The sequence below is a fragment of the Halomonas sp. BDJS001 genome, from assembly GCF_026104355.1.
Classification (GTDB): Bacteria; Pseudomonadota; Gammaproteobacteria; order Pseudomonadales; family Halomonadaceae; genus Vreelandella.
On sequence record NZ_CP110535.1, the window covers coordinates 2,832,896 to 2,852,975 of the forward strand.

Below are 20,080 nucleotides of genomic sequence, written 5' to 3' on the forward strand. Positions count from 1 at the left end.
CTAGCCCCCTGGTGACGGCACCGACGCCAGTCGTCGTTTTCACAGACAGCATAGCCGCTGGGGGCTCGACACACGAGCCCCCAGCGGAATTAGCGCTTTTCTGGACTTATTCAGCTGTCCAGAAGATGTAGTCCGCCTGGTAGGTAACAACCGCCGTGGCACCATCGTGGTCAGCATCACAGGTCACATCGGGAGCAACGCCACCCTGGGTGTTCAAGCGCTGAATATAGCTAACACCGCTCATGGCGCCTTCGCCTTCAGCGGGGTTGGCTTCAACCAGCTGGAGCGGAATATTGCCATTACCATTGGCCGCTGTGGCTAGCTGGGTACCGGTAATTTTTGAACCATCCAACGCTTCCCAGGTGGCAGGCGGGCCGTAGTAGCTTCCTACTTGTGTGCCTTCGCTGTCGTTAAGCGCAGCGTGGGGGCCTTTAAAAACCCAAGCCATGGTGTCTTCGTCGTTCATTTCACACATATAAGTGATCGCGCCAACGCCAACGGTTTCGAGCGCAACGGTGTTGCCGTCCGGTACTTGGACATCCGTAGGCGTCTCGGCCAGTGCGGCATGGCTGAAGGATGCGATCAGAGTGGCGGCCAGGGTAGCGCGCGTTAGGTGGTGGATGGTCATTTTCAGTCTCCTAAAGGTTTATTATCAGCTGCCTTAAATAGCGGCTGTATAGGGAATACCCATGAGGAGACGTTTTGGATGCACTCTTTTAAAAAATTTTTAAAAATTAAAAATTCATCGGCTAACCCCATCTATCGTGACTTGACGCGGGCAGGCATTGCCCTGTTGGTCGAACAGATGACAGTGCTGGCCCGCGATGCCCAAACGAGAGACTTGCCCCTCTTCTAAACGGGTAAGGCCATCCAAGCGCTGGGTCAAGGGAGCGGCAATATCCGCCACCTGCCAGTGGGCCAGGGTTTCATAGCCTAATTTTTCGGCCACCATCAGGGTCGCGTCAAGCGTCGTATCGGCCTGTTCCGGGGCGACGAAATCTTCGGCCCGCAGCCCTAGCGTGGCGTTTTCCCCCGCCTGAAGCTGCTGGCCATTGACTGCCACCGCCAGCGTTTCACCGCTGTGCAGACGCACCACCGTTTGGCGCTCACCGGGGTCGATCACCACCACTGGCAGTGTATTAATCCGCGGTGAGCCGATAAACTCAGCCACTTCTAAGGTTTGGGGAAAGTGATAAAGCGACAGCGGCGCACCCACCTGGGCAATACGGCCCTTGGATAGCAGCACAATGCGGTCGGCCAGGGTCATCGCCTCCACTTGGTCGTGAGTCACGTAGATCATGGTGGCGTTGAGGCGTTTATGTAGCGCAGCAATCTGCACCCGCATATCCACCCGCAGCGCAGCGTCCAGGTTGGAGAGCGGTTCATCAAATAGAAACACCGCCGGCTCTTTGACCAGGGTGCGGCCAATGGCTACCCGCTGGCGCTGACCGCCGGAGAGGTCTTTGGGCTTTCGCTCCAGGAGCTCGGTGAGGTGCAGCATCTCGGCGGCGTGTTGAACGCGGCGGCGGATCTCTGCCTTGTCAGTTCGCGCCAGCTTCAGGCCAAACGCCATGTTCTCTGCCACGCTCATATGTGGGTAGAGCGCGTAAGATTGGAACACCATGCCGATGTCCCGCTCCTGGGGCGGAATCTCGTTGATCCGCTGGCCATCCAGCTGCATATCCCCTTCGCTGATATCCTCCAGACCCGCAATCATACGCAACAGGGTGGACTTACCGCAGCCGGAGGGTCCGACAAACACCACAAACTCGCCGTCTTCAATGGTGAGATCGATATCCCGGGAGATTTCCACGCCGTCAAAGGATTTACCGATGCCGCTTAGGGTTAAACGTCCCATGGCGCGTCCTCCTGGGTGTTCGAACAACGGGCAATGGCCACGCCATAGGGCGGAAGAGATAGTTGCGGAAGGGACAGTTGAGTGCCCTGCCACTCACCGGTTAGCCACGCGGAGGCATCGGCAATGGCTTCAGCGCCTTCAGGTAACGAACGGATGACCGTTTGGCCGCTAAAATTCAATGCAATCAGTAACCGTGTTTGCTGGTAGATGCGCTCAAGACAGAGCACATCGTCACGCACAGGGTGATAGCGCACATCGCCCTTCACCAATGCAGGTTGGGTACGGCGGAAAGCTAAAAACTCGCGGTAAGCGTTGAGCAGTGAATCAGCCTCCTGATCTTGTTGATCTACCGCCAGACTTGCGTGTGACACGGGCACCGGCAGCCAGGGCGTTGCGCTGCTGAAGCCTGCATGGCGAGCATCCGCCTGCCATGGATGCGGGGTGCGGCAGCCATCGCGGCCTTTATAGGCTGGCCAGAAGGTAATACCGGCGGGATCAACCAGTTGCTCAAAGATCAGCTCCGCTTCGGGCAGGCCCAACTCTTCGCCTTGATAAAGGCATACGCTACCGCGCTGAGTAAGGAGAAACACCATATAGAGGCGCAGCTTATCCAGCTGCCCTTCCGCCTGCCAGCGGGTCGCCAGCCGCGTCACATCATGATTACCCAGCGCCCAGCAGGGCCAGCCATCACCAATCCGCGCCTCCATTTCGGTGAGCGTATCATGCAGGTAGCCGGGGTCGGCTTTATCGGTCAATAGATTGAACGAGTAACACATATGCAGCCGCTTACCGCCCTGGGAGTATTCCGCCATCACGCCCAGCGCGTCGTCGTCACCCACCTCGCCCACGCTGGTGGTGCCAGGGTACTCATCCAGCAGTGCGCGTAGCCGCTCCAGAAATACAAGGTTCTCCGGCTGGGTTTTGTCGTACTGGTGGAGCTGGTAGCCGTAGGGGTTGTCGGGACGAACGCCTAGAAAGCTTTCGGTCATCTCCCGGCGTGGCGGGTTATCCTTTAGCTCGCCGTGGGTGCAGAAGTTCACCGCATCCAGCCGGAAGCCATCCACGCCCCGCTCTAGCCAGAAGCGCACTTCCTCAAGCATGGCCTCCACCACCGCAGGCGTGCGGAAATTGAGATCCGGCTGCTAGCCAGGAAGTTATGCAGGTAATACTGGCAGCGACGGGTATCCCACTGCCAGGCGCTGCCACCAAATACCGACTGCCAGTTAGTGGGCGGCGCGCCGTCGGGTTTGGGGTCGGCCCATACATACCAATCGGCCTTGGGGTTATTGCGGCTCTGGCGGCTCTCCTCAAACCAGGCGTGCTGGTCGGAGGTGTGGGACATCACCTGATCGATCGTTACCTTCAGCCCCCTGGCATGGGCTCCCTCCACCAAACGGTCGAAATCATCCAGGGTGCCAAACATCGGATCAACATCGCGGTAGTTGCTGATATCGTAACCGAAGTCTTTCATTGGTGAGGTGAAGAACGGCGACAGCCAAATAGCGTCGACGTTAAGCGAGGCGATGTAGTCAAGTTTGTCAATCACGCCTTTTAAGTCGCCAATGCCGTCGCCGTTGCTGTCCATAAAGCTACGCGGATAAATTTGGTAAATCACGGCGCCTCGCCACCAGTCAGCACCTTGGCTTCCAACGTAGTGGGATGTAGAGGGAGTCTGCATCATGGTTTTATCCTTGCTATCGTTTTGTTCTTGCCAGCGTTTCTGCTGATTAGTTGGCATGATGCAGGGTTGTTCACCAGATAAAATCCTCCCCCCAGGGCAACTCTGGGCGTAGGCGTTAGGAGTAGCCAGGCTGTCTGCTTATTCCCCCTGAATATGCGCCAGCAACTGCCCCGCCAGGGCAATCGCTTCGTCGCGGCGTCGAATATTCTGCTTTTGATAGAGGCTGCGAATATGTGTTTTGATGGTCGTCGGCGCCACCGACAACTGCTCGGCGATCTGCTCATTGGAAAGCCCAGCGTGAATCAGTCCCAGGATTTGCCACTCCCGGCGAGTCAGTGGCGAAGTGCGGATTAGCTCGGGCACATCAGGCCTTGCGACGATATCGGCGATTACCGTTTCATCCAGCATTAAGCGTCGGGCACTGCCAAAGTCCTTTTGACGACCAGCAAGCGTTAACAGTCGTTCTGCCCTTGCCTGCTCTAAAGGAGCCAGCGTGCCGCTGGCGGTTAGTCTGGTCAGCAGTTCTCCAAGCGGCTTACCCAGGCGTAAAAAGCTGCCGACCAATGCGGTACGAGAAGCTAAGCTAAGCGCCTGCTGCATATGCTGGCTGGCTTGCACAAACTGACCTTGATGCCAGGCAACCGCCGCCAGGCAGAGTTGGTTGCGGTTGGCATCCGTCACCAGCCCCAAGCGCTGGGTATGCGTTTCAAGGGCTTCCAGCAGCGTGCGGGCGGTGTCGTACTCCCCCAACAGCGTAAGCGCCCGAGCGTGGTTGCGCACATTGCACTGGGAAAAGTGGTTGGTGGCACTATCGATAAGCGGTGCCGGCGCTTCCTGGCGCCAGCGCTCTACGGCATCCATATCTTGGGTCGAGTGCCACCAGGCCAGCAGCGTAGCATGTGCGTTCGCTACCCAGTCGATATGGTACTCCCCTTCGGCAAGAATTTTACGCAACCGACGAATATGGTCGGCACACTGAGCTTGGTCGCCACGGCTTTGGGCTATCTTTGCCAGCTGGATATGGCACTGCAGCGTCCAGCGCTCGCCCTGACTATCCAGCACGGCAATCCCCTTCAGGGCAGCCTGCTCGGCCTCATCCAACCGGTGCCACTCCCACAGCACCTGGCTGCGAATCCGGTAAAGAAATTCTGCCACAGGGAGATGCTCAAGCTCAGCTCGCTCCAAGTGGGCAAAGGCGCGCTCCTGAATATCGTAGGCAGCCTGGAGGCGCCCTTGGGCAACCAGTACTTCGGATTGATGACAAAACGACCACAGCAGCAGTTGGTGATCTTCACACTGGCGGGACTGGCGCTCTACCTCGCGAACTCGCTGCAGCGACTCATCTAAATACCCCTGCACAAATCGCGCCTCGCTCAATATGGCGGTGGCGGTGAGCGGCGTTGAGGCTAAATAGCGGGCGGGCACGGCCAGCGCCTGTTCCGCCAGCGGTGCGGCACGCTCGGCATTGCCCTGGTTAATCGCCAGTTGCGCGCGCAGGGTGGCGAATTCAGCGCTAAGCCGTTGCCACTCTGGTGTATTTAGTTGCGCTTCAATCCAGCCAATCACCCGGGCAGTAATATCAAACTGAAACTGAGCATGAGAGACCCAGCCATACAGCAGTGCAAGCTCTGGGCTGGTGGTTAGCCGCGGTTCACCAAGCAGAGCAAAGCCCTTGGCCAACAGTGCGTAGACACCACTTGCCAATAGGGCTGGCCCTTCTGCGGTCAGTAGACTGGCCACGTCATCCGGGGCTTCGGCGAGAATTGCCTGGCGCAGCGCCATCACCGGATCGTTGAGCGCAAGCCACGCTTGACTGGCACGCTGGTGGAGGGTGCGCTGGGTGGCAAGGCTTAGCTCGTGACGACGGTGACGAAGATACTCACCAAACAAGCGCTGAAAGCGGTACCACTGGGCGTGAGGGTCGGGCCGTTCAATAAATAGCCCCGCCTGCTCAAAGGCCTCCAGCCGCTGGGTTAAACGTTCACCTTCTAATAGCCGCGCCATTAATTCAGGAGAAAAACGCTCCAGCACCCCCAGTTGCAACATTAACTCACGCTCCTCCAGAGGCAAGGCAGCGGAGAGCAGTTCGTCAAACCAGGCGACAAAGTCAGGGTGAGCGCCACTTAATCGATCAACCAGGGCATCAAACCCGGCCCGGGTGGTGGTGCGCTCCACTAGCCAGTTCAGCGCCATGACCCAACCGCCGCTTCTGCGTAGCGCACGCTCAAGGCTTACTCGCGTGGGGGGAAAGCTGAGCTGCTCTGCGCACAGGGTTTGCGCCTCTTCGCTATCAAAGGCAAGGGCGCTGAGGTCGATCTCTTCAATCTCGCCACGTAACCGTAGGCTGGCTAGCCCAAGGGCGGGACGCGAGCGACTCGCCAGAGTTAAGGTTAGCCAGGGCGGCTGGTGGCGCAGCCAGTGGGCCAGCCCGGCTAAGATATCGGGATGCGTCAGATATTCAAACTCATCCACCACTAACCGGCACGGAGTTCGCTGCTCGGGCAACTCGCCAAGCCAGCGCTCTAACTGCCCAACGCAATCGGCCTCTTCGGCCACAGGTGACAGCGGCGCTTTTTCATCCAGCAGCGCATTGAGTGCTGCCTGCCAATAGGCTAAAAATCGCGCGGGCTGATTATCTCGCTGATCCAAGCGTAGCCAGGCGGATTCCTGCTCCAGCGCCGGTAGCCGCTCGGCCAGCAGCGTGGTTTTGCCATAGCCTGCAGGGGCCTGCACCATCAGTAAGCGCACATGCTCATTTAAACCAAAATGATGATTTAAGCGCGGCCGGGCGACCACACTAAGCGGCAGTAATGGCGCTTTTAGTTTCTCTTGTAGAAGTGACATAGGCTCTCCCCTGGGCAGCCCTGCTAGCCGTTCACCAATGCGATTAATACCAATGTGATTAAAGCGCTACAAAAAAGCCCGCGACGGATCGCGGGCAAAGTGCATTGGAGAAGAAACAGTTACATCAAGCAATTCGCATCGTTTAAAACCACACTTCGGTCTGAACGCCGAAGGTCCACTGGCCGCCGGTAAAGCCTTCGTTGCCCAGTGAGCTGGCACCGTAGTTGTTGAGGTCGTCATCCCAATCGCTAAAGGTAGTGAATAGACGGATCTCGGGACGCTGCCAGAAACCACCGACTTCAGGCTTGAAGGTGGGGGCAATAGTGAACTTGCTGAAGCCACCATCCACGGCGTTACGACCGCTATAACCCTGGGGATCGAGATCCATCCACTGATAGCCAGCTTCGTACTGCATTTCAAAGTTTTGGGTTAGCTCGTTGGCCAAGCGAACGTTAAGCCCGGCCCAGTTGTACTTATCGCCCTGGGCATAACGGTCTTCGCTGGTTTCAGCCAGAATAGAGGGGGCAACGCGCCACTGCGGGGCAATATAAGTGGTGCCATAGAGCGCTAAGCGCGTAGAGGTAGCGTCATCGGTGAGATCACCCCGTGAACCAATACTTTTGGTCTCGGCGCCTAACCCCTGACCATGCAACACGGCCGCTTTGAAACTACCCTCGCCCATGCCGAAGAAGCTGTCGCCATGATAAGCAATCATGGTGTGGAAACCGGTATCGGCAGCGGTTTGGCCGACATCAATATCGCGCTCGTCGTTGTCTGCAGCGGACATACCGTTGACCATCCACTGCCAGTTGCCGAAGTAGTTGTTGGAGGTCAGGATCAGGTTGTCGGTGTCGCCTTCAAGACCGGGGTTCTCGCGGTCAACGATCGGATAGTCAGAAAAACTACGGCCATAAATCGAGAGGTTGGACTTCCAGTTCTCTGCCAACTGCATGTCGTAGATACCGCCACCGGTACCGGCCAGGAAAACCACGTCACTGTCGAGCCAATGAATGTCGAAGTTATCACGGTCAAAGCGCTTACCGGCCCAGATCGAGGCATTTTCAAACACACCGGTAAAACTGGGAAGATCGCTGAATTCAGCAAACACCTGGCGCACGTTGAGATCGGACTCGCCGCCGGTCCAGTCATTGCTGGAGGTCGTGCCGTCGGCAATCATGGTGCGGTAAAGCGCTTTGGCGCCGTTATCAAACTGCATGCGGTAGTTGAAAATCGCTTCGGCGTAGGTGTCCGGTTCATTACCTAAACGGCCCACGGCGCCGCCCTCTCCACCCGCGGGTGTCAGGTAAGGGCCAGCATTCTCGCTTTTACCATCTTCGCCAATCAACAAGCCTGAACGCGCATAAACGTTAAACGAGAAGCCCTCTTCGCCATCGGCGTAACGCTCCACCCGGGCCAGGCGCTCTTCGATTTCCGCGTCACTCTCTGTCGCCACGGCGGTCGATTGTGATTGCTCAGCGATCTCGGCACGGCGTTCGGCGGCATCAGCGCGCTGTTCCGCCGCTTCAATGCGGGCTTCCAGTTCGGCAAAGCGCTGCTCCATGGTCATTTGTGCAGAAGCAACACCGCTCATTCCGAAGCTGGCGGCGGCAATCGCAATCGCTAACGGCGTTTTGAATGTTATTTTATGCATTGTTTTGAGTACCCTATTGTTATTGGTAAGCAGCTGTTTTTACGCAGCTATCTTTAAGAGCTTGCGTCTAAATCGATTAAGTCAAAATCGATAACACTTCCCTTGCACAGTTCGCCCAGCGGGGTAATAGCGGTCATTAAACGCCATAGTGCTTAAGGAAAGATAGCCAAAACTTAATCGATTAAGTCTCTTATTGCCAACGGCTAGTGGCTAATTAGCGACTAATGTCTAAGGAACGATTTTATTTAGTTAAAACTGAACAATCCCGTTAGACAAAAGTCGCTATTGAACTTTTCTAGTCCAAGCGGCTAACTGAGCGGCATAATCTTAATCGATTAAGAAACGATTAAGGTAGCGGTTAGTTAGCTGTTCAACGCTGATTTTCATGCAACACCATCCACAACAATAAACGTCGAGGTACGCCGTTATGAAAAAGACTTTAATCACTACTACCATCGCCATAGCCAGTACGCTGAGCACAACAAGCCAGGCCCAGGCTGAAGAACTCACTATTTCCTGTGGCGCGGTAGGCGCAGAGTTAACGCTTTGCCAAGAAGGCGTACGCGCCTGGGAAGAGAAAACCGGCCATAGCGTCGACGTCGTTTCTACACCCAACTCCTCCACCGAGCGTCTTTCGCTTTATCAGCAGATACTGTCGGCCAACTCCAGCGATATTGATGTGATGCAGATCGACGTGGTGTGGCCCGGCCTGCTCGCCAATCACCTGCTGGATCTACGTGAGGTGCTTGGCGATGACGCCGCCGCGGGGCACTTTGAGACCATCGTCACCAACAACACCATCGATGATCGGTTAGTCGCCATGCCGTGGTTCACCGATGCGGGCGTACTCTACTACCGCGAGGACTTGCTGGAAAAATATGGCCATGAAGTGCCAAAAACCTGGCAAGAACTCACCGAAATTGCCCGCGAGATCAAAGACGCCGAGCGTGCCGAGGGCCAAGACGGTATGCAGGGCTATGTCTTCCAGGGGCGCGCCTATGAAGGTTTGACCGTTAACGCCCTTGAGTGGGTAGCCAGCTTTGGTGGCGGCAACGTCGTGGAAACTGATGGCGAAATTAGTATTAACAACGAACATGCTGCCGAGGCACTTGACCTTGCCGCCTCCTGGATTGGCGATATCTCGCCCAACGGCGTACTCAATTACACTGAAGAGGAAGCGCGTGGCGTCTTCCAGAGTGGCGGCGCGGTGTTTATGCGCAACTGGCCCTACGCCTGGTCGCTGGCCCAAAGCGAAGACAGTGACGTTCGCGGCAAAGTGGGGGTTACCCAACTGCCCGCGGGTGGTGAAAATGGCCAAAGCGCCGCGGGTCTGGGTGGCTGGAACTTAGCCGTATCGCGCTACAGCGAGCACCCGGAACTCGCCGCTGAGCTGGTGGCCTTTTTGACCGGTGAAGAGGAGCAGAAGCGTCGCGCCATTCAAGCCTCTTACAACCCCACTATCGACGCTCTCTACCAGGACGACGAGGTACTCGAAGCGGTGCCCTTCTTTGGCACGCTTTACGAAACTTTTGTTAACGCTGTTGCCCGCCCCTCCGCTCCCACCGGCGATGCCTATGGCCGGGTGAGTAATGCCTTCTTCAGCACCACCCACGATGTGCTTTCCGGCACTAAAGATGGCACTCAAGCGGTCGCTGATCTTGAAGACGAATTGGCTCGCCTGAAGCGTCGTAACTGGTAACCCTGGAGCCCTTCCATGTCGACCTCCATCAAGCATGATGACGCGCCCGCCGGGGCGCGTTCTTTCACCACCAAGCCGCGGCGGGGTACGAAAGTTCGCCGTCAGCGAGTGAAAGCCGCCTGGCTGTTTTTAGCCCCAATGCTGATTGCGCTAACGCTGGTGGCTGGCTGGCCGTTGGTGCGCACTTTTTCTCAGCTTCACCGATGCGTCACTGTCAGATCTAGGCGCTGCCAACCTGATTGGCTTTGAAAACTACCTCGTTTATGACGATGGACGCTGGTATGGGGTACTGGCCGACTCGGTGTGGTGGCAGTCGGTATGGAACACCGTCTACTTCTCGGTGGTGTCGGTCTCCCTGGAAGTGGTTTTCGGGGTGATTGTGGCGCTGATTTTGAACGCCGAGTTTAAAGGTCGCGTCATTGTGCGCGCTGCGGTGCTGATTCCCTGGGCAATCCCCACCATCGTTTCTGCGCAAATGTGGGCATGGATGCTCAACGACCAGTTCGGCATCATCAACCATATGCTCATGGGCCTGGGCGTGATTGACGCTCCCATCGCCTGGACGGCCAGTGCCACCTACTCCATGTGGGCGGTGATTATGGTCGATGTGTGGAAAACCATCCCCTTCGTAGCGCTACTGGTGCTTGCTGCCCTGCAAATGCTGCCCAAGGATTGCTACGAGGCCGCTGAAGTTGATGGCATTCACCCACTGCGGGTGTTCTTCAAAGTCACGCTACCGCTGATTACCCCTGCGCTCATGGTGGCAGTGATTTTCCGCTTGCTGGATGCACTGCGGGTTTTCGATGTGATTTACGTACTCACCTCTAATTCCACCAGCACCATGTCGATGTCGGTATACGCCCGCCAACAACTGGTCGAGTTTCAGGATGTCGGTTACGGCAGCGCGGCCTCTACTCTGCTGTTCCTAATCATTGCTCTGGCTACCGTGGCTTACCTCTACGCTGGGCGTAAACAAATCCAATTGGGAGGTGATTAATGAACACGCGTCAGTTGGCCAAAATTGGCAAGCGCATCGGTTTTTGGGCACTGATAGTGCTGATCATGGTGTACGCCGTTTTCCCGTTTTACTACGCGGTAGTCACCTCGTTAAAACCGTCGAGCGACCTATTCCGGGTGGAGCTATGGCCTTCGAACTGGAACTTCGATAACTACATCAGCATCTTCACCCAAACCAGCTTTCTGCGCGCTATTTTCAACTCCATCATCGTCGCGTTTAGCGTGGTGTTTATTGCTCTGCTACTGGGTATTACGGCTTCATATGCTCTGGGCCGTGTGCGCTTTCGGGGCCGCTCCACGGTACTGCTGGTGATTCTTGGGGTGTCAATGTTTCCCCAGGTGGCGGTGCTTTCGGGGCTGTTTGAGGTGATCCGCGCGCTCAACCTTTACAACAATCCCGCCGGGCTGATTTTGAGCTACACCATCTTCACCCTGCCCTTCACCGTATGGGTGTTGACCACCTTTATGAAGCAGCTCCCCATGGAGTTGGAAGAGGCCGCCATTATGGATGGCGCCACGCCCTGGGTAACGATTACCAAGGTATTTCTGCCGCTCATGTGGCCCGCCATGGCGACCACGGGATTGTTGGCATTTATCGCCGCTTGGAACGAGTTTCTGTTTGCCCTCACCTTCACACTCACCGATACCCAGCGCACGGTGCCCGTCGCTATTGCGCTGCTGTCAGGCGGCAGCGCCTACGAACTGCCCTGGGGGCCGATTATGGCTGCTTCCGTGGTGGTCACGGTGCCCCTGGTCGTATTAGTGATTATCTTCCAGCGCCGCATTGTGTCAGGCCTTACCGCAGGCGCCGTTAAAGGCTAAGGATTTTTTATGTCAACGATGGATTTTAAGATGCAAGACAACACTCTGTGGTGGCGCGGCGGGGTTATCTACCAGATCTACCCGCGCAGTTTTATGGATAGCCGCGGCGACGGTATTGGCGATCTTAACGGCATTACTCAAAAGCTCGATTACGTGGCGTCTCTGAACGTGGACGGTATCTGGCTATCGCCGTTTTTCACCTCGCCAATGCTCGATTTTGGCTACGACATTAGCGACTACCGCGACGTCGATCCCATGTTCGGCACCCTGGAGGACTTTAAAGCGCTGCTGGAAAAGGCCCACTCGCTGGGACTTAAGGTGATGATCGACCAGGTGATTAGCCACACCTCAGATCAACACGCCTGGTTCCAGGAGAGTCGCCAAAACCGCAGTAACCCAAAGGCCGACTGGTTTGTTTGGGCCGACCCCAAGCCGGACGGCACACCACCCAACAACTGGCTGTCGATTTTCGGCGGCCCGGCGTGGACGTTTGATTCACGCCGCCAGCAGTACTATATGCATAACTTTCTAACCAGCCAGCCAGACGTAAACTTCCATAACCCGGAAGCGCGACAGGCGCAGTTGGATAATATGCGCTTCTGGCTGGAGTTGGGCGTCGATGGTTTCCGCCTCGATACGGTTAATTTCTACTTCCACGACGCCGAGCTGCGCGACAATCCGCCGGTTCCCAAAGGCGAAGCCAAAACCCTTGGCGCTCCAGAAACCAACCCTTACACCTGGCAGCGTCACGTTTTTGACCTTAGCCGCCCGGAGAATCTCGACTTCTTGAAAGACCTGCGCGCGTTGATGGACGAGTATCCTGGCGCCACGACCGTGGGTGAAATTGGTGATGATAACCCGCTGGAGCGCATGGCTGAGTACACCGCAGGCGGTGACAAGCTGCATATGGCGTACACCTTCGACCTGCTCAATGCGCCCCACTCGGCGCGCTACATTCATGAAGTGCTGGAACGCTTTCAGCGCCTGGCGGGCGACGCCTGGCCTTGCTGGGCAACGTCCAACCATGATGTCGTTCGCAGCGCCACCCGCTGGGGCGCGGGAGAAGACCCCACCGCCTACCCTAAAGTGGCGCTGGCCATGCTCTGCTCGCTGCGCGGTAGCGTTTGCCTTTATCAAGGCGAAGAGCTGGGCCTGCCGGAAGCCGACGTGCCTTTTGAGCGCATCCAAGACCCCTACGGCAAAGTGCTTTGGCCGGAGTTCAAAGGCCGCGACGGCTGCCGCACGCCGATGCCCTGGAACGACAGCGAACATGGCGGGTTCTCCAGCGTTGAGCCCTGGCTTCCCATGGAGGCCAGTCACCGCGACCTGGCGGTCAGCCGCCAACAGGATGATGCCAACTCCACCTTGAACGCGCTGCGCACCATGCTGGCCTTCCGTCGCCAGCATCCGGCGCTGTTCGATGGCGACTTAACGCTGGTCGATGTGGGTGAAACGCTGCTCGGTTTTACCCGTCAAAAAGGTAATCAGACGCTGCTGTGTGTTTTCAATCTCACTGCTGACACGCAGACGGTTAACCTGTCGTTAGCGATAGAAAGAGATTTGCAGGGCCACGGTTTTGCCTCTCAACGCGACGGTGACAGCCTGACGCTACCGGGATATCAAGCGGCCTTTATGCAAGTCGCTCATAACAGCTAATCGCCCAAAACCGTACAACAACAAGCCGACCCAACAAAAGCAGTGCACAAAGGTCGGTAAGGAGTCACCCATGGCAAGTGTTACGCTTAGCAAAATCAACAAAGTGTTTGGCAGCGATCACATTATTGACAATGTGGATCTACATATTGGCGACGGCGAATTTGTGGTTTTCGTTGGCCCCTCCGGCTGCGGCAAGTCGACCCTTTTGCGCCTGATCGCCGGCTTGGAATCGATTAGCGATGGCGACCTGAGTATGGACGACACCGTGGTCAATGACTTGCCACCACGGGAACGCGGTGTGGGCATGGTATTTCAATCCTATGCGCTCTACCCGCATATGACCGTTTACGACAATATGGCATTTGGCCTGAAACTGGCCAAAACCGCCAAAGAGACGGTTCACGAGCGGGTTATGAGCACGGCAAAGATTTTGCAGCTTGAAGAGCTTCTGCACCGCAAGCCCAAAGCACTTTCCGGCGGCCAGCGCCAGCGGGTGGCCATGGGCCGTGCCATGGCCCGGGAACCGCGTATTCTGCTGTTTGACGAACCGCTCTCCAACCTGGACGCCTCACTGCGTGTGCAGATGCGTAACGAGATCGCCCGACTGCACAACCGTCTTGGCTCTACCATGATCTACGTGACCCACGATCAGGTCGAAGCCATGACCCTGGCGGATAAGATCGTGGTGCTCAATGGCGGCCATGTGGAACAGGTCGGTAGCCCCCACGAGCTTTATCAGCGTCCGGCAACGAAATTTGTAGCGGGCTTTATTGGCTCACCCACCATGAACTTTATGCCCGCTGAGCTACTCGCTGGCGACGCCAACGGCTGCCGCGTGCAGGCCAAAGGACTTGGTGAGCTCGCCCTTCCCCAGGATGCCCAGCAACGGCAAAGCGGTGAAGCGCTGACGCTCGGTATTCGCCCAGAGCATCTATGCTTGGCGGCACCTACCAATGAGAACTGCTTTGATATCGTCAATGTCGAGTATTTGGGCAACGAGGTTTACGTCTACCTTGAGCCCAAACAGGGCGACACGCTGCTGATCCATCGCAGCGAAGCGCCCAGCCAGTGGCAGGAGGGCCAACAGGTGTCGCTGGCAGCGGATTGGGAAAAAGTGCACTTGTTTGACGAGAGCGGTACAGCGCTAACGTTAGCTGAACAGCAGGCAGCGGCTTAATCACACGGATGCTCAAGAGATCGGATCAGCGACCCTCTGTGTGTGCCTAACCTCCCCTTCGCTTATCATGGGAAATGGCAACACCCAGCGGGTCGATTTTATTACGCGCGCCTTTTGAATAGCGAAGTCTTCAATTATTAAAAAAGCCTGTAAGGGAAGTACCGTGACTGATCAGCGCCGAATGACACTCAAGGATCTTGCGCAGGAACTCAATGTCTCCACTGCGACGATTTCCAACGCCTTTAACCGCCCGGATCAGCTCTCACCAGCCCTGCGCGAGCGGATACTTAAGCAGGCCAAACGGCTCGGGTACAGCGGCCCTGACGCCAAAGCGCGCAGTCTGCGCACGGGCCGCTCGCGGATCATTGCGGTGATTCTTGCCGAAAGCCTGACCTACAGTTTGAACGACGCCGTGGCCAGTGAGTTCCTTTCCGGGGTCGCCGAAGTTCTCGATGCCCACGGCCATACACTGCTGCTCTTGCCGGGCCGCGGCCACGCCTCACAGCCGCCGGGATCGGCCAATATCGCCGATGGCTTTATCGTCTATGGGCTAATGCCCAACAATAAACTGCTAGATGAACTGCCTGCCCAGCGTAGCTTGGTGTCCGTTGATTTTGATATTGAAGGCTGCCCGACGGTGCATATCGATGATACCGCCGCCAGCTATAAAATTGCCCAGCATGCGTTAAGCCATCCCCCCAAGCGCCCGGCGATTATCAACCTGCGCTTAACCAAAGAGGCCTGCAACGGCCGTGTGACGTCTGAACACACCCTGCTGCCCAACACCAGCACCATCAGCCGCGCCCGCCTGGAAGGCTTTCATAGCGCGCTGAGTGAGCAAGGCATCGATGTGGAGCAAGTGCCGCTATGGAATATCGAGGAGAATACCTTTGAGGTCTGCTCGCCGGTGATTGCCGAGATTCTCGACCAGCCCACAGAACAACGGCCAGACCTGCTGCTGTGCATGTCTGACCGCATTGCGCTCACGGCGCTAACGCTCGCCGAACAGCGCGGTATTCGTGTACCGGAAGAGCTGCGCATTACTGGCTTTGACGGTATTGCCGAGGGGCAGTACCGGGCACCGCGCTTAACCACGGTGCGCCAGGACAGCGTGGGCAAAGGGAGGGTCGCGGCGCAGATGATTCTTGGCCGCGTCCCCCTCGCCCAGCAGCTCCTTCAAACGGAGTTACTGCTGGGCGATACCTGCCCTTAGGTGGGGTTTACTTGGCAGTCGCCTGCATGGCAAGCGCGGTATCCAACATGCGGTTAGAGAAGCCCCACTCGTTGTCGTACCAGGCCATGATTTTAACCAGACGGCCATTCACGCGGGTGTGATTGGCATCAAAGGTTGACGAGTTGGCGTCGTGGTTAAAGTCGATAGAGACCAGTGGCTCAGCGTTAACGGCCAATACCGGCGAGTTAGCCGCGGCCTTTTCAACGATGGCGTTGATCTCTTCTTTGCTGGTATCGCGGCCAGCGGTGAAAGTGAGATCCACCAGCGAAACGTTGATCACCGGCACGCGAACGGCCAAGCCGTCAAACTTACCCGCCAGCTCTGGCAGCACCAAGCCCACCGCTGCAGCAGCGCCAGTTTTGGTCGGGATCATTGAGTGTGTCGCGCTACGCGCCCGGTAGGGGTCAGAGTGGTAAACATCCGACAGATTCTGATCGTTGGTGTAAGCGTGCACCGTGGTCATCAAACCGTTTTCGATACCAACGGCATCGTTCAGCGCTTTGGCCACCGGCGCTAAGCAGTTGGTGGTGCAGGAAGCGTTAGACACCACCGTGTGCTCTGCGGTCAGCACTTGGTCGTTCACGCCATACACAATCGTTGCATCGGCGTCGGGGCTGGGGGCGGAAATCAGCACGCGCTTGGCACCCGCTTCGATATGCTTGGCCGCCGCCTCGCGCTTGGTGAATAACCCAGTGCACTCCATCACCAGATCAATATTCATCGATGCCCACGGCAGTTTCGCTGGGTCGCGCTCTGAGGAAATAGCGATACGATCACCATCTACCGTGATGCTCTCGGCGTCGTGTTCTACCTTAAAAGGGAAGTGGCCATGTACGGTGTCGTGACGCAGTAGGTGGGAGTTTAGCGAGGGGTCACCGAGATCGTTAATGGCGACGACCTGTACGCGGTCACGGTAGCTGTTTTCGTAAAGGGCGCGCAGTACGTTGCGGCCAATGCGGCCAAATCCGTTAATCGCAACTCTTATTGTCATGATAGCTCCTCAATTAACCAATAATAATGAGTGGCATCTTTAGTAAAAAAATTACTAAAAATACGTATTTAAGCGTCATGAGGCCGATAAATAGCGTGTTAACCGCCCCAAAAGGCTAGTAAATATCCAATATGTAGTAAAATTACTATATAAACGCTATCGTAGTCCAATACTAAATTGCCAACAATACCTCTACTCAAGGAGAGCGCCCATGACGAATGCGACTTCGAACACAACGGCCCAGACGTCTACTTCCTCCCTTCCTTATACGCCCTCAGGCCCTCATACACCCTTGAGACGCACCAAGATCGTCGCCACCCTTGGACCCGCCAGTGATCGGCCCGGCGTACTGGAAGCGATGCTCAAAGCCGGTGTGGATGTGGTGCGGCTAAACTTCTCCCACGGCTCGGCGGAAGATCATCGTCGTCGCTTGGGCGAAGTCCGCGAGATTGCCGAGCGCCTGGGCCGCAGCGTCGCCGCACTGGGCGATCTACAGGGGCCGAAAATTCGTATTGCCCGCTTTGTTGAAGGTGCCGTCAAACTCAATGTCGGCCAGCCATTCGTTTTGGACATGGCGTTGGATTCCAACAGTGGCACTGCAGAGCGGGTCGGATGTGATTACCAAACCCTCCCGGATGATGTCGTAGAAGGCGATCGACTACTGCTGGACGATGGCCGTTTGGTACTCGATGTCACACGAGTGATTGGACAGGAAGTACATACCCGCGTTCACGTGGGTGGCAAGCTCTCCAACAACAAGGGCATTAACAAACAGGGCGGCGGACTTTCAGCGCCTGCCCTTACTGAGAAAGATAAGGCCGACCTAAAAACCGCTATTGAGATTGGCGTTGACTACTTGGCCGTCTCCTTCCCGCGTAGCGCCGCGGATATGCAGGAAGCCCGCGAACTGCTTGGCGAAGCCGGTAAAGAGATTGGCCTGGTGGCTAAGCTCGAGCGCGCCGAAGCGGTTGCCGACGACGCCACGCTGGACGGCATCATTGAAGCCTCTGAGGCAGTCATGGTAGCCAGGGGTGACCTGGGGGTTGAAATTGGCGACGCCGCGTTAATCGGCACTCAAAAGCGCATCATCAAGCACGCCCGATCATTGAACCGTGCGGTGATTACCGCCACGCAAATGATGGAGTCGATGATCGCGTCACCGCTGCCCACTCGCGCTGAAGTGTTCGACGTCGCCAACGCGGTGCTCGACGCCACCGATGCGGTGATGCTCTCAGCGGAAACCGCGGCGGGCGATTACCCAGTAGAGACTATCGAAGCGATGAACCGTGTTTGCCTGGGTGCCGAGCGCGAGCGTCTTGCCCAGGAGTCAGGCCACCGTATACATGAAGGCTTTGAGCGCATCGATGAAACCATCGCGCTGTCGGCAATGTACGCAGCCAACCACTTATCCGGCGTTAGCGCCATCGCCTGTATGACCTCCACCGGCTATACACCACTGATTGCGTCGCGCATTCGTTCCGGCCTGCCTATCGTAGGCCTGGCCCACAGCCCTATCGCCCAGCGGCGCATGGCGCTCTACCGTGGCGTGGTTTCGATTCCTTTCGACACCACCGATATGGATCCGGGCAACCTTAATCAAGAGGCGCTGAAATGCTTGCAGGCGCAGGGATTTATTCACCCAGGCGAACATGTCATTTTGACACGTGGTGACCATATGAATGCCCATGGGGGCACCAATACGATGAAAATCCTTGCCCTGGAAAGCGAGTAATCGGCTAACCTCGGTAGCAAGCTTAATAAAAAAAGCCATTCGGCACACGGCCGTAAGGCATGAGAACCATGAGGGAAGTGACCAAATGAGTGACGCGCAACCGCCCCGCCAAGCCATACGTACGCTGCAAGCGCGCAAGCGTATTGCGCTGATTGCCCATGATGGCAAAAAACTGAGATGCTGGCGTGGGCAACCCGCTGGAAGGATACGCTGAGCCAGCACGAACTGATTGGCACGGGCACCACATCTGAGCGGCTTACGACCGCGTTAGGGTTAGAAGTCGAGGGTCTAATGAGCGGCCCCCTGGGCGGCGACCAGCAGATTGGCGCACGCATTGCGGAGCAGCGGCTGGATGTGCTGATCTTCTTTTGGGATCCCTTCTCGCCTCAGCCCCACGACCCGGATGTCAAAGCGCTGCTGCGTTTAGCAGCACTTTGGAATGTACCGGTCGCCTGCAATGCGGCGAGCGCCGACTTCCTGCTCTCCTCGCCCTACTTGAGCGAGAGCTACGACATGTCGATACCGGATGCAGCCGCCTGGGCCCAGGCACGCACGGTTTAACGCCGGTGCAGGTGGCGCGCTACCACCTGTAGTCCACTCTCATAGCGGCCGCTCATGGCGGCCAGAGCACAGCGCAATGTTAACTCGGCAATGCGGTCATAATCCTGTAGCGCCGAGTTCACCGGCTGAGGAAGAAAATCCAGCAGCCGGTGGTCGCCAAAAGTGGCCAGGCGAATATTGTCCGGTAGGCCGCCACGCTCCAAGAACACATCAAAAACGCCTTCAAGCAGTGTGTAAGACGCAGTCACCAGCGCATCGGCACCGCCCTGCTCATCCAGCAGTTGAACCGCCAAACGCGCCCCTTCGCTGCGCTCATAGTGTGACCCAGTTAGATAGAGCGGCGCTATAGCAGTGCCTTTAAGCGCTGCCTGAAAGCCCGCCCGCCGCTCACAGCTAACCGACAGATCTGGCATCGCCTCTAGCCAGGCAACGCGCTTGGTTGCTGTGCGGATCACCGAGCGCGTCAACGTCTCCGCCGCCTCCTGATCGTTACTCACCACACTGGCAAAGCGCGCCGGATTAAGGCCACGATCCATGCCCACCACGCACCAGCCCTCGTCTACCAGATCAGCATAAAAAGTGTCGTCGCTGGGCAGGCAGCTAGCGGTGATCAACACCTCACAGCGCTGGGCACGCAGCGCCAACGCAAGTGTTCGTTCACTCTCTGCGCAGTCATCCGAGCTTACGATTAGCAGCTGGTAACCCTGCTCCCGTGCGCCCCGCTCCAGACGCTTGGCGAGCCGGGCATAACTGATGTTCTCCAGATCCGGCACGATCAGCCCCAGCAGGCGGCTGGCGCCCCGGCGTAGCGCCGCGGCCTGGGGGTCAATGTGATAGCGGTGTTGACGTACCACCGCCATCACTTTTTCAATCGTCGCTGCACTGATACGCCGCTGCTCGGCCTGACCATTAATCACGTAGCTAGCGGTCGTGCGCGAGACGCCGGCTAGCCGGGCAATATCGGCAAGTGTCATTGGGGTCTCCCTTAATGTAACCAAGCAGTTTATCAGCAAGTTAGCGCCTACCAGACCAAAGTCTAAAAGCCCAAACCTTGTGTCATTCAGTGAATCGATTCAGCATAGCACTATGCTCAGCTTTAAAAGCACCATACCCAGATTTAATGGCAAGGATAAACCGACTGAAACGGCACGGTTCAT

At 56.9% G+C, this 20,080-nt stretch carries 12 protein-coding genes and 3 pseudogenes; 8 read left to right on the forward strand and 7 right to left on the reverse strand.

Annotation, left to right across the window (positions count from 1 at the left end):
* Window positions 1-106 precede the first annotated feature (106 nt).
* The 5 genes and pseudogenes from OM794_RS13175 to OM794_RS13195 all read right to left on the reverse strand — a co-directional run bounded on the left by OM794_RS13175 (window position 107) and on the right by OM794_RS13195 (window position 8,034).
* A complete protein-coding gene (locus tag OM794_RS13175; RefSeq protein WP_226251008.1) occupies window positions 107-628 on the reverse strand; it encodes a DUF3455 domain-containing protein in 522 nt (173 codons plus the stop codon).
* Between the two features lie 114 nt (window positions 629-742).
* Window positions 743-1,858, reverse strand: a complete 1,116-nt coding sequence (gene ugpC, locus OM794_RS13180; RefSeq protein WP_226251007.1) for a sn-glycerol-3-phosphate ABC transporter ATP-binding protein UgpC — start codon at window positions 1,856-1,858, stop codon at window positions 743-745.
* Window positions 1,846-3,539, reverse strand: a pseudogene (locus tag OM794_RS13185) (alpha-glucosidase). Before OM794_RS13185 ends, ugpC begins: the two are co-directional and overlap by 13 nt.
* Window positions 3,540-3,677: 138 nt before the next feature.
* Complete coding sequence (gene malT / locus OM794_RS13190; protein WP_226251006.1) at window positions 3,678-6,383, reverse strand: HTH-type transcriptional regulator MalT; 2,706 nt, start codon at window positions 6,381-6,383, stop codon at window positions 3,678-3,680.
* A gap of 142 nt (window positions 6,384-6,525) precedes the next feature.
* A complete protein-coding gene (locus tag OM794_RS13195; RefSeq protein ID WP_226251005.1) occupies window positions 6,526-8,034 on the reverse strand; it encodes a carbohydrate porin in 1,509 nt (502 codons plus the stop codon).
* 427 nt (window positions 8,035-8,461) lie between these two features.
* On the opposite strand from OM794_RS13195, the gene OM794_RS13200 reads away from it, so the two are divergent.
* From OM794_RS13200 to OM794_RS13225, 6 genes and pseudogenes are all read left to right on the forward strand, one after another.
* Window positions 8,462-9,733 (forward strand): ABC transporter substrate-binding protein, encoded by a 1,272-nt coding sequence (locus OM794_RS13200; protein ID WP_226251004.1) that lies wholly within the window; start codon window positions 8,462-8,464, stop codon window positions 9,731-9,733.
* Between the two features lie 15 nt (window positions 9,734-9,748).
* Window positions 9,749-10,730, forward strand: a pseudogene (locus OM794_RS13205) (carbohydrate ABC transporter permease).
* Window positions 10,730-11,572: a carbohydrate ABC transporter permease gene (locus tag OM794_RS13210; protein WP_226251002.1), complete on the forward strand. Its 843-nt coding sequence runs from the start codon at window positions 10,730-10,732 to the stop codon at window positions 11,570-11,572. The pseudogene OM794_RS13205 and the gene OM794_RS13210 overlap by 1 nt, the downstream one beginning before the upstream one ends.
* Before the next feature lie 30 nt (window positions 11,573-11,602).
* The gene (locus OM794_RS13215; protein ID WP_226251001.1) at window positions 11,603-13,228 is read left to right on the forward strand and encodes an alpha-glucosidase family protein; all 1,626 of its coding nucleotides are present in this window, start codon (window positions 11,603-11,605) and stop codon (window positions 13,226-13,228) included.
* Window positions 13,229-13,298: 70 nt separating this feature from the next.
* Window positions 13,299-14,405 (forward strand): ABC transporter ATP-binding protein, encoded by a 1,107-nt coding sequence (locus tag OM794_RS13220; protein ID WP_226251000.1) that lies wholly within the window; start codon window positions 13,299-13,301, stop codon window positions 14,403-14,405.
* 163 nt (window positions 14,406-14,568) lie between these two features.
* A complete protein-coding gene (locus OM794_RS13225) occupies window positions 14,569-15,618 on the forward strand; it encodes a LacI family DNA-binding transcriptional regulator (protein WP_226250999.1) in 1,050 nt (349 codons plus the stop codon).
* Between the two features lie 7 nt (window positions 15,619-15,625).
* On the opposite strand, the gene gap is transcribed toward OM794_RS13225, so the two are convergent.
* The gene (gene gap / locus OM794_RS13230) at window positions 15,626-16,630 is read right to left on the reverse strand and encodes a type I glyceraldehyde-3-phosphate dehydrogenase (RefSeq protein WP_226250998.1); all 1,005 of its coding nucleotides are present in this window, start codon (window positions 16,628-16,630) and stop codon (window positions 15,626-15,628) included.
* Window positions 16,631-16,841: 211 nt separating this feature from the next.
* Between gap and pyk the strand changes: the two genes are divergently transcribed.
* A complete protein-coding gene (gene pyk, locus OM794_RS13235; protein WP_226250997.1) occupies window positions 16,842-18,362 on the forward strand; it encodes a pyruvate kinase in 1,521 nt (506 codons plus the stop codon).
* 85 nt (window positions 18,363-18,447) lie between these two features.
* Window positions 18,448-18,923 (forward strand): annotated as a pseudogene (locus OM794_RS13240) (methylglyoxal synthase).
* On the opposite strand, the gene cra reads toward OM794_RS13240, so the two are convergent.
* Window positions 18,920-19,897 carry a catabolite repressor/activator gene (cra, locus tag OM794_RS13245; protein WP_226250995.1) on the reverse strand — a complete coding sequence of 326 codons (978 nt, stop codon included), beginning with the start codon at window positions 19,895-19,897 and terminating at the stop codon, window positions 18,920-18,922. The pseudogene OM794_RS13240 and the gene cra sit on opposite strands and share 4 nt — an antisense overlap.
* Between the last annotated feature and the right edge of the window lie 183 nt (window positions 19,898-20,080).